At 53.2% G+C, this 21401-nt stretch carries 18 protein-coding genes; 5 read left to right on the top strand and 13 right to left on the bottom strand.

Annotated features, from left to right (window positions below; genetic code table 11):
* The 3 genes from ABYK60_RS10375 to ABYK60_RS10365 all read right to left on the bottom strand — a co-directional run.
* A partial coding sequence (locus ABYK60_RS10375; protein ID WP_372871947.1) for a GNAT family N-acetyltransferase occupies window positions 1-234 on the bottom strand: 234 nt, incomplete at its 3' end.
* Entirely contained in the window at window positions 231-1535 is a 1305-nt protein-coding gene (locus ABYK60_RS10370; protein ID WP_372871946.1) for a pepsin-like aspartic protease, read from the bottom strand. The genes ABYK60_RS10375 and ABYK60_RS10370, both read right to left, overlap by 4 nt.
* Window positions 1536-1624: 89 nt before the next feature.
* Complete coding sequence (locus tag ABYK60_RS10365; protein ID WP_372871945.1) at window positions 1625-2020, bottom strand: rhodanese-like domain-containing protein; 396 nt, start codon at window positions 2018-2020, stop codon at window positions 1625-1627.
* A gap of 209 nt (window positions 2021-2229) precedes the next feature.
* Here ABYK60_RS10365 and ABYK60_RS10360 point away from each other — a divergent pair, with 209 nt between their 5' ends.
* Window positions 2230-3213 carry a helix-turn-helix domain-containing protein gene (locus tag ABYK60_RS10360; RefSeq protein WP_372871944.1) on the top strand — a complete coding sequence of 328 codons (984 nt, stop codon included), beginning with the start codon at window positions 2230-2232 and terminating at the stop codon, window positions 3211-3213.
* Between the two features lie 166 nt (window positions 3214-3379).
* On the opposite strand, the gene ABYK60_RS10355 is transcribed toward ABYK60_RS10360, so the two are convergent.
* Both ABYK60_RS10355 and ABYK60_RS10350 read right to left on the bottom strand, forming a co-directional pair.
* Window positions 3380-6259, bottom strand: a complete 2880-nt coding sequence (locus ABYK60_RS10355; RefSeq protein WP_372871943.1) for a valine--tRNA ligase — start codon at window positions 6257-6259, stop codon at window positions 3380-3382.
* 15 nt (window positions 6260-6274) lie between these two features.
* Window positions 6275-6730 carry a DNA polymerase III subunit chi gene (locus tag ABYK60_RS10350; protein WP_372871942.1) on the bottom strand — a complete coding sequence of 152 codons (456 nt, stop codon included), beginning with the start codon at window positions 6728-6730 and terminating at the stop codon, window positions 6275-6277.
* Between the two features lie 458 nt (window positions 6731-7188).
* On the opposite strand from ABYK60_RS10350, the gene ABYK60_RS10345 reads away from it, so the two are divergent.
* Window positions 7189-7941: a gamma-glutamyl-gamma-aminobutyrate hydrolase family protein gene (locus ABYK60_RS10345; RefSeq protein ID WP_372871941.1), complete on the top strand. Its 753-nt coding sequence runs from the start codon at window positions 7189-7191 to the stop codon at window positions 7939-7941.
* A 65-nt stretch (window positions 7942-8006) separates the two neighbouring features.
* Here ABYK60_RS10345 and ABYK60_RS10340 read toward each other — a convergent pair whose 3' ends face one another.
* The 3 genes from ABYK60_RS10340 to pepA form a co-directional block, all read right to left on the bottom strand.
* Window positions 8007-10100 (bottom strand): basic secretory protein-like protein, encoded by a 2094-nt coding sequence (locus ABYK60_RS10340; protein ID WP_372871940.1) that lies wholly within the window; start codon window positions 10098-10100, stop codon window positions 8007-8009.
* 27 nt (window positions 10101-10127) lie between these two features.
* Complete coding sequence (locus tag ABYK60_RS10335) at window positions 10128-12953, bottom strand: TonB-dependent receptor domain-containing protein (protein ID WP_372871939.1); 2826 nt, start codon at window positions 12951-12953, stop codon at window positions 10128-10130.
* 397 nt (window positions 12954-13350) lie between these two features.
* Window positions 13351-14859, bottom strand: coding sequence for a leucyl aminopeptidase (gene pepA / locus ABYK60_RS10330; protein WP_372871938.1), 1509 nt, complete (start codon window positions 14857-14859; stop codon window positions 13351-13353).
* A 223-nt stretch (window positions 14860-15082) separates the two neighbouring features.
* On the opposite strand from pepA, the gene lptF reads away from it, so the two are divergent.
* Together lptF and lptG are read left to right on the top strand one after the other, a co-directional pair.
* The gene (gene lptF / locus ABYK60_RS10325) at window positions 15083-16192 is read left to right on the top strand and encodes an LPS export ABC transporter permease LptF (protein WP_372871937.1); all 1110 of its coding nucleotides are present in this window, start codon (window positions 15083-15085) and stop codon (window positions 16190-16192) included.
* Window positions 16193-16194: 2 nt separating this feature from the next.
* The gene (lptG, locus tag ABYK60_RS10320; protein WP_372871949.1) at window positions 16195-17253 is read left to right on the top strand and encodes an LPS export ABC transporter permease LptG; all 1059 of its coding nucleotides are present in this window, start codon (window positions 16195-16197) and stop codon (window positions 17251-17253) included.
* Window positions 17254-17380: 127 nt separating this feature from the next.
* Here the strand turns inward: lptG and ABYK60_RS10315 are convergent, their stop codons facing one another.
* The 5 genes from ABYK60_RS10315 to ABYK60_RS10295 all read right to left on the bottom strand — a co-directional run bounded on the left by ABYK60_RS10315 (window position 17381) and on the right by ABYK60_RS10295 (window position 20580).
* On the bottom strand, window positions 17381-17893 hold the full coding sequence (locus ABYK60_RS10315; protein WP_372871936.1) for an RDD family protein: 513 nt from the start codon (window positions 17891-17893) through the stop codon (window positions 17381-17383).
* A 3-nt stretch (window positions 17894-17896) separates the two neighbouring features.
* On the bottom strand, window positions 17897-18148 hold the full coding sequence (locus ABYK60_RS10310) for a DUF2960 domain-containing protein (protein ID WP_372871935.1): 252 nt from the start codon (window positions 18146-18148) through the stop codon (window positions 17897-17899).
* Window positions 18149-18198: 50 nt separating this feature from the next.
* Window positions 18199-18549: a DMT family protein gene (locus ABYK60_RS10305; protein ID WP_372871934.1), complete on the bottom strand. Its 351-nt coding sequence runs from the start codon at window positions 18547-18549 to the stop codon at window positions 18199-18201.
* 7 nt (window positions 18550-18556) lie between these two features.
* The gene (locus ABYK60_RS10300) at window positions 18557-19036 is read right to left on the bottom strand and encodes a GNAT family N-acetyltransferase (RefSeq protein ID WP_372871933.1); all 480 of its coding nucleotides are present in this window, start codon (window positions 19034-19036) and stop codon (window positions 18557-18559) included.
* A gap of 62 nt (window positions 19037-19098) precedes the next feature.
* A complete protein-coding gene (locus ABYK60_RS10295; RefSeq protein ID WP_372871932.1) occupies window positions 19099-20580 on the bottom strand; it encodes a carboxypeptidase M32 in 1482 nt (493 codons plus the stop codon).
* A 152-nt stretch (window positions 20581-20732) separates the two neighbouring features.
* On the opposite strand from ABYK60_RS10295, the gene ABYK60_RS10290 reads away from it, so the two are divergent.
* Window positions 20733-21359, top strand: a complete 627-nt coding sequence (locus ABYK60_RS10290) for an OB-fold-containig protein (RefSeq protein WP_372871931.1) — start codon at window positions 20733-20735, stop codon at window positions 21357-21359.
* Window positions 21360-21401 lie beyond the last annotated feature (42 nt).

The raw sequence follows: 21401 nt of genomic DNA, 5'->3' as shown, positions 1-21401 counted from the left end.
TATGCCTATGGTTTGGCCACTGACTGACTCGAGAATTTTCCAGCAATACATCTTTGGCGGTGTGGTCGCAGTCTGTTTGAATATGATATCCGCAGTGCGATTAGCCTGTATGTCAGTCATGGGGGCTGAGACAAAGCTCATTACATCCGGGTTGGTGTTCAAGGCCACTATGATGTTTCTGTCGTCTGTCTGGATCGGCAGTAGTGTCAGTCTGGGGCTGCTGAGCCTGTTCATTTTGCTGTCCCCTGCAGTGCGTGGGGTTGGGGCATGAAGCGAATAATGCCCTGTTCGCCGAGATCGCGGCGAAACTCGACCTTAAATGGGTTAAAGAGCGGCAGACCGAGAATGCTTTGCGCCGGCCAGTTGGGCAGTTGACCCATGAGTTTAAACACCGCTTTGCCATGGCTCGGGGCATTCACTTGCCAGTAGTGGTGGGCATCCACGCCAAGGCAGACCTCTTCGCCATTTGCGCCCTCAAATACAAATTCAAGCCTTGGCCAGTCATCGAGGTTGAGCAGGCTACTGTCGATGCCCTGTTTTTGCGCTGCAATTATCTGGCTGATATCGCCCATAAAAGGCGAAGTCAGCTGCTTGCTGTTTGGTAATCGTGCCCACAGCCGCTGCATCAGTGGCGTAAAGGCCACCGCAGGCAGACAAATCAGCGAAGCGCCCGAGTCGACAATGGCGTTGCTGGAGCCCCGATGCAGGTGTGCTTGTACAGGCGTCGGCAACGCAATATTCACATCGTTTTGCCAGCGCACCGCCTTTAAGTTGACGTTGTAATAGCGGTCGTGCACCACCTTGAGGTCGACCGCACTGCCATGGTTGGGCGCCGCATCTTCTTCATGGCTGCCCAAAATCAACAGCCCCTGATTGAGGGGATCGGCCGCGAGTGCTGCCTTATTTTCATTGGCGCAGGAATGCGCGCTCGCCACGTGGATGCTGGAGCGGCGGGTTATCAGGGTAAAGCGGTTGGCGCACAGGCCGCGCTCTTCCATCAGGGTAAAGCAGGTGGCCACGTCTTCTTCGGGCAGTTGGGGAAGCAGTGCCTTAAAGTCATCCAGCTGCTGTTTAACCAGCGGATGCGCGGCATCGGGGAAGGGCCAGGGAAAACTCGCTGCCGGGGTTATGCCGTGGCTTGCGAGGTAAGTGCTCAGGTCGTAGCCGCGATTGAGGGGATGATAGGCCATGCCCCAGATACCATCGGCATCCAAAAAGGTGTGTTCAGCCTCGGCGTGCACCAGTGCCAGCGGGGTGTCGGCCATGGCGAGTTCACCCGCAGTAAGCTTGGTGTGCACCACGGCGCCAAGCCAGCCACCGAGGCCGTAATTCACTTCCTGAGCCAGAGTGGTGGCTTTAAGCTCAGTGTCTCTGGTCGCCTGATAACCACTTTCGTGCACCACCAGGGAGGAACTGCCGGTGTCAATAATGAGGTTTACGGCTTGAGCTTCGCTGCCCAGTGTCAGGCAGGCGGTGTAGCCGCCCTCAGCCAGCAGATTGGTTAAGGGCAGGATGATGGCAGCAGTATCTTTCACCGATAAACTCAAAAAATGTCTGATTTTTATGAGTTTGCCTATTTATCTTATAGCGGGTCAAGCCTGGTTTACTGCCCTGGACACTGAAATCAGACCTTATTCAGGCTGAAACCTTCATCGAGCCAGCCAGTCACGCCGCCAATCATTTTTTTCACTGGCCGCCGCAGCGTTGCCAGCTTAAGGGCGGCTTTGTCTGCGCCGTTGCAATGGGGGCCGGCGCAGTAGACCACAAACAGGGTGTCGGCAGGATAGGGCGCGAGCGTTGCTTCATTGATACGGGGATGGGGCAGGTTTATTGCACCGGGCAGATGGCCTTCGCCGTACAGGGCCTCGCCGCGCACATCCAATAGCACAAAGTCCTGCCGCCCCTGAGTGATGGCGTGGTTTACATCCCAGCAATCGGTTTCAAAGGCAAGCAGGGCGGCAAAATGGCTGGCGGCGCGGCTTGGCTCGGCGGCGGGTGGGCGGCTGACAACTGATGACATAAAAGCTCCTTAACTGTAAGTAGTGAGCCTAGTGTGCGCTAACACGCACGCCGCAGTGATTGGCTTAATTGCCATTATTCGATAGTTTTAAGCCAGTCTTTGTGCCTTGGCTTGCGTGCCGAGACTCGGCGGCGACAATGGCGGCATTCGCTTGCAAGCCCCGGGGTTTGCTGCAAACTCAGATGGGAACTTTTTTGCCAGAGGATGTGATGATGACATCAGCCACCCACAAGGTATTGATATTGGTGCCGCCGCAGGTTTCCCTGTTTGAGCTCGGCTGCGCCACTGAGCTCTTTGCCCTGCCGCGGCCTGAGTTCAGCCACTGGTACCAAACCAGATTAATGCGCTGGCACGAGTCGGCCAGCCATGAGGCCAAAGCACTGACTGAGCCATTGCCTGCCAGTGGTGGCCTGGGGCTTGTCGCCCCAATTGGTGATAGCTTCGATGGGGTAGATACTCTGGTGGTGCCAAGCTGGCCAATTGAGGTGACGCCGCCTGCCTCATTGCTGTATGCCATCAGGCGCTTTTTTGAAGGTGGTGGCAGGCTGATTTCTTTTTGCTCTGGCGCTTTTTTACTGGCGGGCGCAGGGGTGCTGGATGGCAAAGCCGCCTGCACCCATTGGCGTTATGGTGCTGCATTCAGGGAAAGGTTTGCCAATGTGACTGTGCAGGATGAGGTGCTTTATAGCTTCGATGGTCGCATTGGTTGCTCGGCCGGCAGTGCGGCGGCGATCGACCTGGGGCTTGCGCTTATCCGCCATGACTTTGGCAGCGAGATGGCCAATCAGGTGGCGCGGCGGCTGGTGCTGTCGCCCCACCGCAGCGGCGGTCAGGCGCAGTTTGTGCAGACGCCAGTGCCCCGTCGCCCCGATGCTTTTTCCGCCACCCTGGACTGGGCGTTATCAAGGCTCGATGAAGTCATCAGCGTGGAACAGCTTGCCGCAAAAAGTCATATGTCGCGCCGCAGTTTTGACCGTCGTTTCAGGCTTGCCACAGGCACCAGTCCCAAGCTGTGGCTGTTGCAGCACCGACTGGATAGCGCCAAAAGGTTGCTTGAGGAAACCAATCTGGGGCTGGATGCAGTGGCGGCGCAAGCAGGACTTGGTCAGGCGCTGAATTTACGGCTGCATTTTCAAAAGCAGCTGGGCATTACGCCCAGCCAATACAGGCAGCAGTTTGGCCTGACGCGGTAACTCAGCAAGCTATAGAGTGGTTTGCATTCGTTGAGTAATCCAAAACTTCTTGGCTCTTGGCGTGAGTCAGCTTGGCTTGAATTAGCATGAGCGTCATTCTGCAATAAAAAAAGCAGCCTATTGGCTGCTTTTTGTTTGCATTAACGCTGCCTGGCGGGTGTCAGCCTCAGGCTTCCAGCTTGGCCAGCTCAGCTTTTTGCTCGGTCAGCTTGTCCATGTCGCGCTTGATGTCGGCGGCCTTGGCACGCTCTTTCTCAATCACTTCGGCCGGGGCCTTGGCCACAAAGCCCTGGTTGGACAGCTTGCCTTCGATACGGGCCACTTCGCCAGTCAGCTTCTCCAGCTGCTTGTCGATACGGGCCATCTCGGCGGCAACGTCAATCAGGCCTGCCATAGGAATAAGCAGTTCCATCTCGCCAATCAGCTGAGTGGTGGCCATGGGGGCGGTTTCGCCTTCAGCGAGAATGGTCATGCTCTCAAGCTTGGCCAAAGTGGCAAAGAAGGTCTGGTTGGCTTCGATGCGGGCCTTATCTTCATCGCTTACACCGCGCAGCAGGGCTGACAGCGGCTTGCTTGGCGCAATGTTGAGCTCGGCGCGAATGTTACGCACGGCCACAATCACTTGCTTAACCCATTCGAGATCGGCCATGGCCTTGGGATCCACCTTGGCGGCATCGAACTCGGGGAAGGACATCAGCATCAGGGTGTCGCCTTCAACACCGGCCAGCGGCTTCACGCGATCCCAGATGGTCTCGGTGATGTAAGGCATCATGGGGTGCATCAGGCGCAGCAGCTGCTCAAGCACAGTCACCAGAGTATGACGGGTGCCGCGCTGCTCGGCCTCGGAGCCGTTTTGCAGTACTGGCTTGGTCAACTCCAGATACCAGTCACAGAACTGGTTCCAGGTGAACTCGTACAGGGTGTTGGCGGCCAGGTCAAAACGATAGGCATTGATATGCTCGTCGAAGGTTTTGACGGTTTCCTGGAACTTGCCGATGACCCAGCGGTCGGCCAGCGACAGCTTCATTTCGCCACCGGACTTTCCGTTTGGTGAATTGGGGCCACAATCCTGCTCTTCGGTGTTCATCAGCACGTAGCGGGAGGCGTTCCACAGCTTGTTACAGAAGCTGCGGTAGCCGTCGAGGCGCTTCATGTCCCAGTTGATGTCACGGCCGGTAGAGGCCATGGCCGCCAGGGTAAAGCGCAGCGCGTCTGTGCCGTGTGCCTCGATGCCGTTTTCGAACTCTTTGCGGGTGCTCTTTTCTATCTTGGCGGCAAGCTGTGGCTGCATCATGTTGCCGGTACGCTTCTGAACCAGGGATTCCAAATCGATACCGTCAATCATGTCCAATGGGTCGAGGACGTTACCCTTGGACTTGGACATCTTGTTGCCCTGTTCGTCGCGGATAAGGCCGGTGACGTATACCGTCTTGAACGGTACCTGCGGCTTGCCGTCTTCGTCTTTGATGAAGTACATGGTCATCATGATCATCCGGGCAACCCAGAAGAAGATGATGTCAAAACCTGTCACCAGCACGTCGGTGGGGTGGAAGGTCTTGAGCTCTGGGGTTTGCTCCGGCCAGCCCAGGGTGGAGAAGGTCCACAGGGCAGAGGAGAACCAGGTGTCCAGTACGTCGTCGTCCTGACGCAGTTTCACATCGCTGCCGAGGTGATGGTTCTGGCGTACTTCGTCTTCGCTGCGGCCAACGTACACCTTACCGGCTTCGTCGTACCACGCAGGAATGCGGTGGCCCCACCAAAGCTGGCGGGAGATACACCAGTCCTGAATGTCGCGCATCCAGGAGAAGTACATGTTTTCGTACTGCTGAGGCACAAACTTGATGTCGCCGTTTTCCACCGCTTCGATGGCAGGCTGGGCGAGTTTCTGCACCGCAACGTACCACTGATCAGTAAGCAGCGGCTCAATCACTACGCCGGAGCGGTCGCCATAAGGCACCTTGAGGGCGTGTGGCTCGATTTTTTCCAAGAGACCCAGAGTCTCAAACTCGGCAACAATGGCGTCGCGGGCTTTGAAGCGGTCGAGGCCGGCATAGCGTTCAGGCAGGCTGGCATCCAGCTCGCTGTTGTGGCTGCCGTCGGTATTCAGTACTTCAGCCAGGGCGCGGATGGTGGCATCCTGAGTCAGGATATTGAACATCGGCAGGTTGTGGCGCTTGCCTACTTCGTAGTCGTTGAAGTCGTGGGCCGGGGTGATCTTCACGCAGCCGGTACCGAAGTCTTTATCAACGTATTCATCGGCGATGATGGGGATGCGGCGGTTCACGATTGGCAGGATAATTTCCTTGCCGATGAGGGAGGCGTAGCGCTCATCCTCGGGATGTACGGCTACCGCGCTGTCGCCCAGCATGGTTTCAGGACGGGTAGTGGCTACTACCAGATAGTCTTTGCCATCGGCGGTCAGGTCGGTGCCGGCCAGCGGATAGCGGAAGTGCCACATGTGGCCCGCTTTTTCTTTGTTTTCCACTTCCAGATCGGAAATGGCGGTGTGCAGCTTGGGATCCCAGTTTACCAGGCGCTTGCCGCGGTAAATCAGTTTGTCGTCGTACAGGCGCACAAACACTTCCTGCACCGCGTTGGACAGGCCTTCATCCATGGTGAAGCGCTCACGGTCCCAATCCACGGAGGCGCCCATGCGGCGCAGCTGGCTGGTGATGGTACCGCCGGACTGGCCTTTCCACTCCCAAACCTTTTCCATAAAGGCTTCGCGGCCGAGATCGTGGCGGCTCTTGCCCTGTTCGGCTTCCAGCTTACGCTCAACCAGCATCTGGGTGGCGATGCCGGCGTGGTCGGTACCCACTTGCCACAGGGTGTTTTTGCCCTTCATGCGCTGGTAGCGGATGAGGGTATCCATGATGGTGTCCTGGAAGGCGTGACCCATGTGCAGGCTGCCGGTGACGTTCGGCGGCGGGATCATGATGCAGTAGTTGCCCTGGCTGGAATCACCGTGTGGCTTAAAGTAACCCTTTTCTTCCCAAACGCGGTAGAGGGCCTGTTCGATGGACTGTGGATTGTATGTCTTTTCCATGGGGATCAGATTTTCTCAAACTAGATTAAGGGGTTGTGTCGCCAAATCCTGAGTGGATGGCTCGATGCCAAGACCGCGCAGCTCGCGAAAACGCAGCCGTGCCTGTGCCTTGGTGGCCTCGTCACCGGCGACAAAGTCGATTAAGTGGCCAAAGTGTACCGCAAAAGGCGGTAGTTTTTCTGCAAGATTAATCAGAATACCGCGGTTTTTTGACGGCCCGAGGCGATCGTGGCCGATTTCCACCGGCGCGCCGCCCTGTGGCCCTTCTCCCTTGAGGTTGTGGGGCACAAAATCGTTTGGGTCAAACTGCCAAAGTTGCTCGTCAATGGCGAAGCTTTGGGATTCATCGTTGCAGTGAATATACACCCAGGCGCCTCGGCGGTAATGAAACGCCGCCAGACGGCAGGCCAGCAACTCGGCAGCATCCGTCATTTGGGACGGCGGAAGTACATAAAAAAGTGCCTGGGTCATGATGAGTCTGCCCGTGGACAACCAGCGTATAAACAATAACTCCGGATTCTAACTTAGTTGGACGTCAGACATAAAGCCGGGTGGGGTTATTTTGCCAAGTTCGCTTGTGGAGAGCTTCAGTTGCAAAGCGGTTAATGATGGCGTGGCTGTTATCGGCAAATCGCAGAATCTTTGTGTGTCTGCGCTGGCCTTATTCTCATTCGTTTACAGTCAACTGTTGTAAATAATATATTGTTATACGTTTGACATATTGAACACCTTTGGGCATGCTGATTTGGCTATTACCGTCCTGAAGAGGACGTTGCAGGTACGGGTTTTGCGCATGTCCTGAACTGATTGAATTGTTTTCATCAGTCACAGGCTATGCCCAAAGCGCGAACACAACGCGTTTTAAAATCAGGTGATCTATGCCCTTACAACAAGAATCAGCAAGACAAGAACGAAAACCGGTCATTTTAATGTCCATGGGTCAGCAAGACAGAAATGGCCACGCCTATCAGGTCATGACCCACAAATATATGCAGCCAGTTGTAGACATTTCCGATTGCATTCCGCTACTTATCCCTACCTGTTTCGGTGTGGCAGATATTGAACAATATCTGGACATGGCCGACGGCGTTTACCTTTCCGGTGCTGCCTCCAATATCGACCCTGCGCTTTATGGGCAGGAAAACCTGACTCCCGAGAAAAAGCAGGATTTGGCGCGGGATCTGGTGGATTTGGCGTTGATTAAAGGTGCGGTGGCGCGTGGCTTGCCTTTGCTTGGTATCTGTCGCGGCATGCAGGAAATGAATATTGCCTTTGGTGGCGATTTGTATCAGAAGGTGTATGACCAGGAACATCTGGATGATCACCGTGAAGATCCGGACACCCCACCGGAAGTGCAATATGGTGAAAGTCATTCGATCACCATGGTTGAAGGTTCCTGGTTGCAAAAGTTGTTGGGTGGGTCCATTACAGTGAATTCGCTGCACGGGCAGGGGATCAATAATCTTGGCAAGGGCGTCGAACCTTTGGCTTACGCCGAAGATGGCCTGGTGGAAGCAATCCATTTGCCGGCATTAACGCAATTTACCTTGGGCGTGCAGTGGCATCCGGAGTGGAAAGCCATGGAAAACCCTGATTCTATCAAGATTTTCAAAGCCTTTGGTGAGGCCTGCCGTCGACGTGCTGGCAATGATCAGGATCTGCGTATCGATAAGGCTTCCTGACAATCACGGATTGAACACAATAAAAAAGCGAAGCCTAAGCTTCGCTTTTTTTCGTTTATGTTGATTCAGTTTGCCTCTCCTGTCAGCAGAGCCAATTCGCCAATTTGAACCAGACGGCCATTGTCGCCACCGACACTTGCATCTGTGCGGGCATTGTCGAACTCAAACCTGTAGAAGCGGTAGGGGGTATTATTCCCTTCAACGTCAAAATGAAAGGTGGTGAGGCGCGTTGGGTTGGGCGGATAATAGCCTTCACCGAGCGCTTGCCAGTGCTCTCCGTCGTTTGATGCTGAAACGCTCCAGCTGGTGGGATCGCGGTTTTCATTATCATTGCCCGTGGTCAGGCTGTATTTGCTGAGTACCACCGGGTCGGGTGTGGTTATGAACACGTCGACAGTACTGACCTCATTAATGGGGGCCAGTTCAGGAGCGTACTGAGTCAACCACCAGGGGGTCTCAATCACGGCATTGAATTTGTTTTTGATGTTGTTATCAATCAGCTTGTCCGGTCCTTCGCCCCAAATACCTATGTGGGTGGCAGTTGTGGAAATGCTGACGCCCGGGTCAATGGCAAAGTTGCGATAGCCTGCCACCGGCGTTGGGTAGTTCGGTGTCAGTCCCAGATCTTTTATCAGATATTGCTGATATTCCTTGAATACTGCCTCAATTCCACGCTCTTCACCAAAAATGGATGTGAATGCGGCGTCAAAGCTCCAGTCTTCTATATCCTGCGCGCTTTGGTTGAAACGGCGGATAAAGTCGCTGTTGCGGTTGGTGTTGGCGACCCATTCAAGGAAGAATGATGTTTGGTTGTAAGCATCTTCATTCCAGCTTTCTATGTAAACAATGTTGCTACGGTATTGTTCAAGATAGCCCGCCTGAATACGTACATAGTTGGCCAGTGCTTCAAGGAAAGTATGCTTCTCATTACCGGGCTGATACAGACCGTTTTGTGGCGTATTGTTGTAACCGTGGGTCAGCTCGTGCCAAAGCACACCAAGGATCTCGCGTCGAAGTGCTTCGTCACCCTGACTTTCGAGATTGGCAATGTGATTAAGATCGAACATCAGCACCATATCTTTGTCCGTGCCGGATTTGGCTGCAGGAAACTCGTATTCATCGGTGACGAAGGTGACAGAATTGAACACCTTACTCTGAGTAACGTTGTGATACAGAACCTTAGCTACTCCCAGTGATACCTGATGAATCACAGTCTCGAGATCCGGCATTACCCTTTCCAGCGCCATTTGACCCGGATGTTGCGGTTTGTTCTTTTCAAACCTGACGATTGGATTGTGGAAACCTGCCCAAGGTTCAGTGGGATCCCATACCCGGATAAAGTCTTCTTTAACCAGTTCACTTTCGCCCTTGTTATTGCTTGCCTTAAGGGTGATGGTTTTGGCGCCGAGGCTGTCAAAACGCACCAGCGGATTTTGTTCGCTGCTGGTGGCCGGTGTGCCTCCTTCAAAATGCCATTGCCATTGGCTGGGATTAACCAGTGACGTGTCGTGGAAGATAACAAACTCACCGATCGCCGGAGTGGTGGTCGTGGCATTGAAAGAGACTATTGGCTCTTCGGCTGTGACCATCAGCTCGAGTTCTGCCAGTTGCAGTATGTTGCTGCCCCATTGATCGGTGCCACCATGGAGCATCTTGAAGCGGAAATACTGATATGCCGAGGGGGTGTTTTCCAGGCTATAGCTGTTGCGCTTACCTCGACCGGAGAAGCTCTGTTCACTGCGGGAATCGAGTTCGGTCCAATTTTCACCATCGCTTGAACCTTCCAGCGTCCAGCTTTTAGGATCCCGTGGCGGCGCATCGTTGGCCGACACAAGATTATAAGAGTTCAGCACATAGGGTTTTACACTCTTGAAGACAATCAAGGCGTCGGGACTGAAGGTCAGAAACTTGCTGGCAATGTCTCCGTCTATCAGTTTACTGATATCTTCGGCGGCTGGTGAATTGGCACCGGGTGCCGAAATTTCGGCACCCTTATCGGATGACATATTGCGAATAGTGTCCTGGGTCTCACCATTTCCAGGGGGATTGCCGGCTTTGGGAGTGTCATCCTGGGTTGAATGGAAGCCAGACCCGTCGTTACAGCCAACAATGGCAACAGCGACAGATAAGGCAAGCAATGACATACATAGGGTTTTCATTTTTGTTTTCCTTAATTTTTATTCAAATCAGAATTGGTGAGTTACCCGCAGTGAAAACTGGCGGCCAAGGGTGTCGTAAGCACCAACCCTGTAGAATGGAAACGATGAAAAGGTTTCATCCTGCGGCGGCATGGCATTAAGCAGGTTAGTAACGGTAAACAGCAGGCGGGTGTCGTCGCCGAAGCGCTGGCCTATGGTCAGGTTGAAACGGGTCCAGCCAGGCAGATGTTCGCGTTCTCCATAATTGGCGTTGTTCCACATTTCGCCCTTGTAAGAGCCGAGCAGAGACACAGCTGTATCGTCTTTGCTCCAACTCAGTTGGGCGCTTGCCATGGTCTTAAAGTCGAAGTTGTTTTGTGAATCGAGGAGATCCAGCAGTTCATCGCCTTCACGCAGACGTTCTTTCTTTTTCAGTACCTGAGTCAGGCTCACATCGTAGCGCCAGTCACCAAAAGTTGAGGGAATGTAGCCCTCAAAGCCGATATCGATACCGGCGTCCTGACGTTCGGCCGCATTGATATAGCCGCCGGTAACAGTGTGGATAAGATACGGATTACCGCTTATGCTGTTTCCAAGGTAATCAATCCCTTTGCCGGTCTCATCGAAACGGACAATGCGTGCAGCCATGTTCTGACATAGCTCTGAATTGCTGTCATAAACTCCGGTGCGGCATTCATAGTCGGTGTTGATGATATAACCCGGATCGAGAGCCTGGATTTTGTCTTTAATAGTGATGTCGTAATAATCGAGATTGAATGAGAGCGCCTCGCTGAACTCGTAGACAAGTCCCGCGGTGAAGGTGGTGCCGGTTTCTTCCTTAAGGGTTTTGTCACCGCTGGAGATGGACTCGTAACTGGCATTCAGTGATGGTTTGGATGGATCTGAAGTCAGATCGGCATCTGCGCAGCTTAGTGCCAGTGAATCAGCATCGTAACCGGGTACTGAGCCGGTTTGTGCCAGAGTACGGCATGCATCGGCGGTGAGGCGGTCATTAGCCATGCCAAAATTGCCGCTAAAGCCTTTGTAAATTGCAGCCATATCCGGGCCGCGGAAGGTGGTGCCAGCGGCACTACGCAGTACCAGTGATTCCACCGGGCGATAGGTAAATCCAAGCTGAGAGGAAAATGCTCCGCCAACATTGGAGTCATCGTCGTAATAGTCGTAGCGAACAGCTCCTTGTATTTCGAGCTCTTCCAGCACAGGTACCAACACTTCTATAGCGGCGGCATAGCGGTTTCGTGAGCCTTCGGTAATCACTCCGGTGAGTCCGGCAAAGCCCTTGTTCAGCACCCGCTCATCCGGGATGCTTGAAGTGCCTTCTTCCATCACTTCGAGGTACGCAGCAAAGGACAGCGGTCCTGCTGGCAACTCAAACAGATCGCCTGCGAGATCGGCAGTAAAGGTATTGTTATAGGAATTACCTGTGTAGGTGACCCAATCGGCGACGCGCGACATTTTCTGCTGATCAAAGGCACCAAACCAGTACTGGTAGTCGGGGCGATGCACAGGTAGCCCTTCATGAGTGCCAAGTTGTGGCCCGAGCACATCGGCAAAGCCGATTCTGGTGGCATGCATGTATTTGTCAGAGAAGTCGTATTCGGAGCGGGACAGGGTGAGTGAGTAATCCAGGCTCCCAAGTAGTCCTTTCAGGCCAGCATTGATGGAGTAGGATTGGTCGTCATAGGTGCGGCCGAGGCCATCATTGGTATATTCCGAGTCGAGCACTTTACGCCACATATACTTGACGACAGCGCCCTGATTTCCATCCTTATCAAGCAAATCTGGATCGACAAACTGGGTGTCGTTGAACAAGAGCACGCCGCGGGCGCCTTTCTTTTCCTGGGTGATGAAAAAGCCGTTGGCAAACAGTTGGGCATTTTCGGAAAGTTCATATTCGGTATTAAGGTAACCGCTGAAACTTTCATTCTTATTAATCAGGTGATTATCGCCGGTTTCATCCCAGCCGCAGCTCATGCCGTAATTGTTTCGGCTGATATAATGAGCCACTGCTTTGGGGTGAGGGTTATCGGCGGTATTGCAGTATTTGTCGGCGTAATTGTTGATGTATGGCGTATCGCTGGAATACACCGTAATGGAGCGGTTTAGTTCGCGATTGGCGTTGGGGTTGGGGTTGTCCCAAACGCTGTCATGATAGGGGCGATCACTTGCATAAAGGCCTTCGTTACGTTTGTATTCGAGAGCGTAATCCAGCGTCCAGCCCTCATTGGCAAAGCCACCCACGAAGCTCAGCATCTGCCTGGGATTACTGTTGTAGGTGTCGATACCAGCTTCTGCATCGATATAGTGCCCTTCAATGCCTTTTTTGGTGATGATGTTGATAACCCCCGCCATTGCTTCAGAACCATATACTGCTGAGGCTCCTCCGGTCTGGATGTCGATGCGTTCAACCATAGCCGTCGGGATCATGTCGAGATTGACGAAGTTAGTTTGGCCACCATAGGGCATAGGATAATAGGCCAGACGTTTACCATTGACTAAAATTAAGGTGTATTCAGGACCGATACCTCGCAGGTTCAATTCCTTGGCACCCGGCGTGTAAGAGCCGGTTTCTACCTCACCTATGATGGTACCGTTGGCGGCGCTGAGGTTGGACAGAGCGTCATAGACGGTGTTGAAGCCCGACTTGATCATGTCATCGGCGGTAATGGTTGCGACATTGGTCACACCCTCCAAATCGGCACGGCTTATCCGGGTGCCGGTAACGGAAATTCGTTCCAGCGGTTTTTCGGTGTTGGCATTGGGGGGGGCATCCTCGTTTGCCTGTACGCCATGTAATGGCAACAGCAGTGCCAGCGCCAGTGGCGAGAGTTTGAATAATCGGTGGTCTGGCATGATTTATCTCCCTGTTTTAACAGTTATTGGAACGTTCCACTTTTTGTTGTAAAAAAAAGCGCCAGCTATGAAGACCTTCAGTCTTCTTATCAACACAGGCTGCGCAAACGGAACCAATTTGACACCGATCTTGCCCATGGTCAGGCGGTGCACCAAGGAAGTACTGCCGCTGACGGATGAAATGGAAGAAATGGCTACTACATATAAATTGGAACGTTCCAAAAATTATAGAATAGAGAGCAAATGTCAAACAAAAAATGATCAGTTTGTAAAATGATTGGTGTGGTTATGTAGGAAAGGGGTTACGCGCCAATGCGTTAGCAGATAAAAAAAGAGTGAAGCTGTGCTTCACTCTTTTTGGTCATAAATGAGGTAACTCAGATCCATTTGGGCGGATTTATTCGCCCTGATCGATTCCGGCGCGGTTGATCAGGAACTGGCTCAGCAAAGGTACCGGACGACCGGTTGAACCCTTGTTTGCGCCGCTGTTCCAGGCAGTACCGGCTACGTCGAGGTGAGCCCAATGGTACTTTTTGGCAAAACGCGACAGGAAGCAGGCTGCAGTGATAGAGCCAGCCGGACGACCACCGAGGTTGGTCATGTCTGCAAATGGGCTGTCGAGCATCTCCTGGTACTCATCCCACAGCGGCATGCGCCAGGCGCGATCGCCACTCTGTTCACCAGCGCTAAGCAGTTCGTGTGCCAGCGGGTTGTGAGAAGAGAACAGGCCAGAGGCGTGTTTGCCCAGCGCAATGACACAGGCGCCGGTCAGGGTGGCGGTATCGACAACCAGTTCGGGGTCGAAGCGCTCAACATAAGTCAGCACATCACACAGCACCAGACGGCCTTCGGCATCGGTATTGAGCACTTCAACAGTCTGGCCACTCATGGTGGTAAGAATATCGCCGGGGCGGTATGCGTTGCCGGAAGGCATGTTTTCACAGCCTGCCAGAATACCGACAACGTTCAGGGGAAGCTTCATTTCGCAAATGGCTTTCATTGTGCCAATTACACCAGCAGCGCCACCCATGTCGTATTTCATCTCATCCATGGCTTCGCCCGGCTTGAGGGAAATACCACCTGAGTCGAAGGTCAGCCCTTTACCCACCAGCACGATTGGTTTGGCTGTGCTGTCCACAGCGCCCTTGTATTCCATCACAGTCATGATGGACTCGTTGGCACTGCCACGACCAACAGCCAGGTAGGAGTTCATGCCCAGTTTGGCCATTTGCTCTTCACCAACAGTGGTTACAGTCAGATTTTCATAGACTTCTGCCAGCTGACGGGCCTGTGAAGCAAGATAGGCTGGATTACAGATGTTCGGTGGCATATTGGCCACGTCGCGGCACAGGTGCATACCGGCAGCTACCGAAACACCGTGCTCGATGGCTCGCTCGCCTACGGTCAGTTCGCGACGGGTAGGGACGTTGAACACCAGTTTGCGCAGCGGACGACGGGTTTCCCCTTTGCGGCTTTTCAGGGAATCGAAGCTGTAAAGGCTGTTTTGAGTGGTTTCAACTGCCTGACGGACTTTCCAGTAGGTGTCACGGCCTTTTACATGAAGTTCAGTCAGGAAGCACACAGCCTCCATGGATCCGGTTTCATTGAGGGTGTTGATGGTCTTGGCAATGATTTGCTTGTATTGGCGCTCGTCCAGTTCCCGCTCTTTACCACATCCCACTAAAAGAACACGCTCACTGAGCACATTGGGTACATGGTGCAGCAGCAGCATCTGACCGGGTTTCCCCTCCAGATCGCCACGACGCAGCAGATTACTGATATAGCCTTCGCTGATTTTGTCCAATTGCTCTGCGATGCCGGACAGACGGCGGGGTTCGTAAACTCCGACCACGATACACGCTGAGCGTTGTTTTTCCGGGCTGCCGCTCTTTACGCTAAACTCCATGAGCACTCCTAGATTCTTAAAGACAAACTTTTATATTTATTGGATAATGCCGGCTTGTGCCCGAAAACGGGCCTAAGTTTCTGCGCCAAGGCCTGATTATCAGCGCCTTTTTTCAGTGGCGCATCGCAATGGTATTGGTCAGAAAACTATCAAAAGTAGACAGTTTACATGAAAGTTAAGCTGATACCAGCAAAATGATAAGTTTTGATACCGGATCCTGCCTGTGATTGTATTTAGATATCTGCTGCGAGAAGTTTTCAAAGCACAAATCGCGGTACTTTTGGTGCTGTTGACTATCTTTATCAGCCAGCATTTCGTCCGCGTTCTCGCCGATGCATCGGACGGTGAGTTTCCTGCGTCTCTGGTTGTTACCTTGTTAGGGCTTAACCTGCCTTATCTTGCGGTTCTTGTGTTGCCGCTCAGTCTGTTTTTGGGGATATTGCTGGCCCATGGCCGCATGTACTCTGAAAACGAGATGGTGGTTTTCCATGGCGTCGGGGTGAGTGAATGGTATGTCACCCGTGTCACGCTGCTGCTTGCTGTGCTTAATATGCTGTTTACCGGCTATTTGTCGTTGTTTGTTACCCCCTGGGCTGAAGAGCGGCAAAATCAGGTGCTGGAAAAAGCGCAGTCCGAAGCAGGCCTTGCCGCTTTGGTACAGGGGCGTTTTCAAACCAGTCCCGATGGACGTGCTGTGCTCTTTGTTGAAAAGATTGGTAAAGACAATGAGCTGGAAAAAGTATTTGTGGCACAACTGCCAGACCCAGAAGATGAGCAAGGCCAGGTTAATCTGGTGTCTGCCAAGGGCGGTAAGGTGGTGGAAGATGCCAGCGGCGGTCAGCAGCTTAAACTCAGTGATGGTGTGCGTTATCAGGGCTCTCCAAGCCGCCTCGATTATCAGGTGCTGGAGTTTGGTGGCTACGGTATGCAAATCAAGGAGCAGGAAGTGGATGAGCGCAGACGCAAGATGTCGGCGCTGCCGCTTGAGCAACTGGTGAAGCAGAATACACCCGAAGCTGTTGCCGAACTGCACTGGCGTTTGGCGATCCCGTTGGCGATTCCGTTAATGACCCTGATTGCCGTGCCTATGGCACGGGTCAATGTGCGTCAGGGGAAATTTGCCAAAATGTTGCCTGCGATTTTGCTCTATCTTGGCTATTTCGGTTTGATGGTGGCAGGTCGCAAGGCGCTGGAAGATGAAGTTATACCTGCGTACCTGGGTATGTGGTGGATCCATTTGTCTGCGCTGGTCATGGGCATGATGCTGCTGGGCAAAGAGCGGCCATTCGGTGCGCGGCTAAGTAGCCGCTTTAAGCGGAGGGCTGCCGTGTGAGAATGAGTATTCTGGACTGGTATATTGCCCGGGTTCTCGTCAGCACTTCTTCCCTGTGTTTGTTGGTGCTCACCGGGCTTTCAGGCATTATCAAATGGGTTGATCAGTTACGTTTGGTGGGGCGTGGCAGTTACACCATGATGGATGCAGGGGTGTATGTGCTGTTTCTTATCCCCCGTGATATAGAAATGTTCTTTCCTATGGCAGTATTGCTTGGAGCACTGATTGGCCTGGGTATGATGGCCGCCAGTTCTGAATTGGTGGTAATGCAGGCTTCCGGTCAGTCACGACTGCAAATTACCCTGTCAGTGATGAAAACTGCCGTTCCTTTGATGTTGCTGGTCATGGCTCTTGGTGAGTGGGTTGCCCCTGTTGCCGAGCAGCGTGCCAATGAGCTCAAGGCCAATATGATTTCCGGTGGCAGCCTGATTAAGTCTCATCGGGGCATCTGGGCCAAAGACGGCGATTTGTTTGTGAACATCGGCGAGGTAGAAGACCTCAATACCCTTGGCAATATCACTCTTTACGAGTTCGATGCCGAGCAACATCTGACGCATGTGGTCAATGCCCGCCGTGCTGAGTTTGATGGCAAGGTGTGGATGATGCTTGATGTGAGTAAAACGCACATTGAGGAAAACCAGATAACCCGTGATGAGTTGGCCAGTGAACCCTGGGAATCGAGTCTGACCCCGGATAAGTTAAGTGTGGTGTCGGTGAAGCCCGAGTCTTTGTCGGTGCAGGGCCTGCTTGGCTATCTTGAATATCTCAAGGTGAACAGCCAGGACCCGAGCCGATACGAACTGGCGCTTTGGCGCAAATTGCTGCAACCGATTACGGTGGCGGTGATGATGTTGGTGGCTTTATCGTTCGTGTTCGGACCGCTGCGCACTGTAACCATGGGCGCCCGGGTGCTGCTTGGAGTCGTGGCCGGTTTTGGTTTCTATATCTGTAACGAAATCTTTGGTCCCATGACGCTGGTGTATCAATTACCGGCCTTTATTGGCGCCGGAGCGCCGGCGATGCTGTTTGCCACTGTTGCCGTGTACTACATACGTCGCTGACAGTAATGGACTGACTGATAATTAACGAAGAGGGCGCCATTTGGCGCCCTTTTTTGTGTTTGGCTGTTGGTTGTTTGGCTGTCTGCACAGCCAATCAGGGCTGGCTCGACGATGTACGCAGTAAAATTCAGCTCATGCCGTGCCAGTTGCGCATTTGATTGGCTTCTGCTGATAACACCACTACTTCGGAGCGGGTCATCTTATCCTGCAGCGCAAGCTTGTCGGGATTTATCAGGATAAACAGATTACCCAGACCGAACAGCGACCATACCAAACGGGCTGCCGCGGCAATAATACTGAGGTTCTGACCGTTGGGGTGCTGTACTTTAAGACGCCAGGCACGCATACCCAGGGTTTGGCCGCCTTTACACCAGAACAGCACATAAAAACTCGCTACACAAAAGAGGATCCAGGCGAAATTGAGGTTACGGAATGTTTCGTTGCCATTCAGTACATCAATCACATGCTCGTGACTACCCCGGTCAATAAGACCAGTATTCACCAATACGGCAAACACCACGAAACTGACAACACCAGCAAGGATCCACACGGCCGCTGCCAGCAAAAGGTCGTACACCATGGCACCGAGACGGCGGAAGAATCCGGCGCGGGGGAAATTGGCGTGTTCCTGATTTATCATGTTTCAGCCCTGTTCTTCGTCACGTAACATTCGGATATCTTTAAACCCCATGCGGGCAAATTCGTTCAGCCGATAGCTTTTGAGCGCACCTTTGCCTTTGGCTGTCATGGCTACCTGTTGCTCCATGGCCAGAAAGCGGCTGAGATCCACGCCTTCGGCAGCAGCGGCTGCCTCGTACATATCGTGGTATTTGTCATAGGCAAAATTGATCACCTTGGCCTTACCTTTATAGGTGTAGGCTACCTGACGTGCCATTGTATGGTCCTTTCGTTGTTTTAAACTGAATCCCGATTTGAGCGTTGGGATTAATTGAATTCGCTGCGGAAAATAAAGTACACAGCTCCGAGAATGCACAGCCCGGCCCACAGGTAATCCCACTTTAGCGGCTCTTTCAGATAATACACCGCGAAGGGAACAAACAGGCTCAGGGTTATCACTTCCTGCAAAATTTTAAGCTGCCCCACATTCATCACTGTGTAGCCAATACGATTGGCTGGAACTTGCAACAGATACTCGAACAGGGCAATTCCCCAACTCACCAGCGCGGCAATAATCCAGGGCTTGTGATTAAGTGCCTTGAGGTGTCCATACCAGGCGAAGGTCATAAAGATATTGGACAGACAGAGTAATCCGATAGTTGTCAGTGCAGGATGCATAGTGACCTCAAACAGTCAAAATCATATAGCTGGCGTCTTCGCTGTAGCTGCCAAGACACTTAAGGCTTTCAGTGTCGGCAAACCCCTGACGACGCCAGAAGCTGTCGGCGCCTTGAACTGCGACCAGTGACAGTGAGTTAAGTGACCATCTGCGCGCCACTTGCTTAAGCATGGCAAGGGCTTTGGTGCCGGCGCCCAAGCCTTGCGCTCTGGCAGAAATAGCCATGTCATGCAAATACAGAGTGTTGGGCAGCGGCAGCTCAGTCAGTGCCTGATACAGCGGCGGCGGTGTGGCTTCCACCCAGGGGTGTGCCAGACAGTAACCCAGCACCTGACCTTCTTTTTCCATTACAAAGCAAGAGTCGGGCGATACTTCCCATTTGCTTTTGAGCACATGCAAAGGTTCCGGATCCAGTGCCTGATAACATTCGTCCTGAATATTGAGGATCATTGGCCAATCATCGGCCCGAATTGCCCTGAGTTGCATTGCTTGCCCTTTGAAAAACTGCATACGACTAATCAAAGGGCGCGATTATACCTGATTGCTGCTTATTCGCCCAGATAGCGTTGTCTCAGGTGGCGCTCAAGGTAGCGGGCATTCAGGGGCTCGCCGGTGGCGGCGCTGATCAGCGCATCGGTTTCAAGCAACGAACCTTGCGACCAGATGTTGGTATTAAGCCAGGCAAATACCTTATCCAGCTGTCGTTTGGTAATAAGGGTATCCAGCGGCCCCAGGCTTGCTTCTATGGCGAAGCGAAGCTGGGCGGCATACATGGCGCCCAGGGTGTAACTTGGGAAATAGCCAAGCTCACCCAGAGTCCAGTGGATGTCCTGCATACAGCCATTGCGATAGTCGCCGTCGGTGTTTATTCCCAAAAGCTGCTGCATTTGGGCTGACCAGAAGTCAGGGAGATCAGCCACGGTCAGACTGCCATCCACCAGGGCTTTTTCGGCTTCAAAACGCAGCAGAATATGGCATGGGTAGGTGACCTCATCGGCGTCCACCCGAATGAGCCCCGGCTTTACTCGGGTAGCCTGATGGATAAGCTGGCCGGCGCTGAAGTTGCGCTTAAAATGGCGATTGATGTTGGGGGTGATTTGCTCAATAAAAGCCTGGCTGGCCCCGAGCTGCATTTCAAAAAACAGGCTTTGGCTTTCGTGCACGCCCATGGAGCGCGCAGCACCAGCGGGCTGGCCTCGAAGTGCTTGTGGCAGCCCCTGTTCGTAGCGGGCATGACCGGTTTCATGGATGATGCCAAGCAGGGCACCGGTGAAGTCATCATCGCGATAACGGGTAGTCAGGCGCACATCGCCGGGCACGCCGCCACAAAAAGGGTGACTGGACACATCCAGTCGGCCCTGATTAAAGTCAAACCCGAGAATCTGCATGATTTCGCGGCCAATGGCTTCCTGTGCCTGAATATCAAAGGGGCCTTCGATGGCGGCTTGTTGCTCACAGGTCTGACGGCTGCACACTTCCTGAATTAAGCCCGGCAGAAACTGACGTACCTGAGCGAAGGTGGACTCGATTTTGGCCGCGGTCATGCCGGGTTCAAATTTGTCCAGCAGGGTATCGTACGGGGCAAGGCCGGATGCAGCAGCACGGTGAGCGGCTTCCTCGCGCACCAGTGTCATCACGGCCTCGAGGTTGGGCTTAAACCCTTGCCAGTCATTGTCGTTACGCTGGCTGCGCCAGGCGTTCTCGCATTTATAGGCGGCCTTGGTTTTCGCTTCAACCAGAGATTGGGGCACTGCAGTGGCTTCCAGACACTGGCGTTTCATTTCCCTGAGGTTTGCGCGGTCGATGTGGCTCAGCGCTTCGTCTTCGGCTTGGGCTATGACATCCATCAGCCAGGGAGCGGTGCGCATGGAATGGATATGGCCTGCGAGCGTCGCCATTGCATCGCTGCGGCCTTCGCTGCCGCCCATGGGCATCATGGTGGCCTGATCCCAGTCCCCCAGTGCGTTGAAATGTTCAAAATGGGCGATTTGGGCAAAGTGTTTACGAAGTGACTGGTAATGTTGGCTCATCGCAGGTTCTCGGCAAAAGGAATAGCGTCATGATAATGCATCTTACGGCCGCGGGTAAAAACACTTGGCAAAGGCTCTGGCTTTGATATGCTCGAACCTTGCTAAATACAGGGTTTTAGCTACGGAATAGCATTCTGTACAAGGAGTTAATAATGCTTGGCTTTTTCTTTTCTGATGCCAACTTACCTTTCAGTATTGTTCTGACGGTTATTTTACTGCTCGGAATTATAGAGGCGCTTGCGCTGGTCACAGGCTTAAGCCTGATGGGGCTGCTCAAAGACCTGGATATGGCGGATGTGGATGCCGATGTGGCCGGTGGCGGTCTGACCGGGCTTTTGGGCTGGCTATGTCTCAATCGGCTGCCATTGCTTATCTGGCTTGTTCTGGCCATGACCTGCTTTGTTATTGCAGGCTTTTCCCTGAACTTTCTGTTTTCAGGTGTGCTGGGTTACTTCTTGCCTGGCTGGATGTCGGTGCCACTGGCGCTGCTTCTGGCCGCGTTCGGTTGTCGTTATCTGGGCTCACCCTTGGCACAGCTGCTGCCAAAAAATGAAACCAGTGCCGTTTCTATTGATGACCTCAGTGGCTGTATTGCCACAATTACGCTTGGCCGGGCGGTCAAGGGCAATCCATCTGAGGCTCTGGTGCGCGATCGCTACAAACAGAAACACTATGTGCTGGTCGAGCCCGATGAGGTGGAGTCGGAGTTTACCCAGGGCACGCAGGTGGTGCTGCTTCGCCGGGAAGGACGGGTGTGGGCTGCCAGTAAATTTAATTAATAACAAATGATTACGTGCTGTAGATAACAAGGAAGCTACATG

Origin of the sequence: Shewanella sp., from assembly GCF_041630135.1 — a bacterium.
Lineage (GTDB): Bacteria > Pseudomonadota > Gammaproteobacteria > Enterobacterales > Shewanellaceae > Shewanella.
Note: the sequence above shows the minus strand (reverse complement) of the source record. Positions and strands in the feature narration are given on the sequence as shown.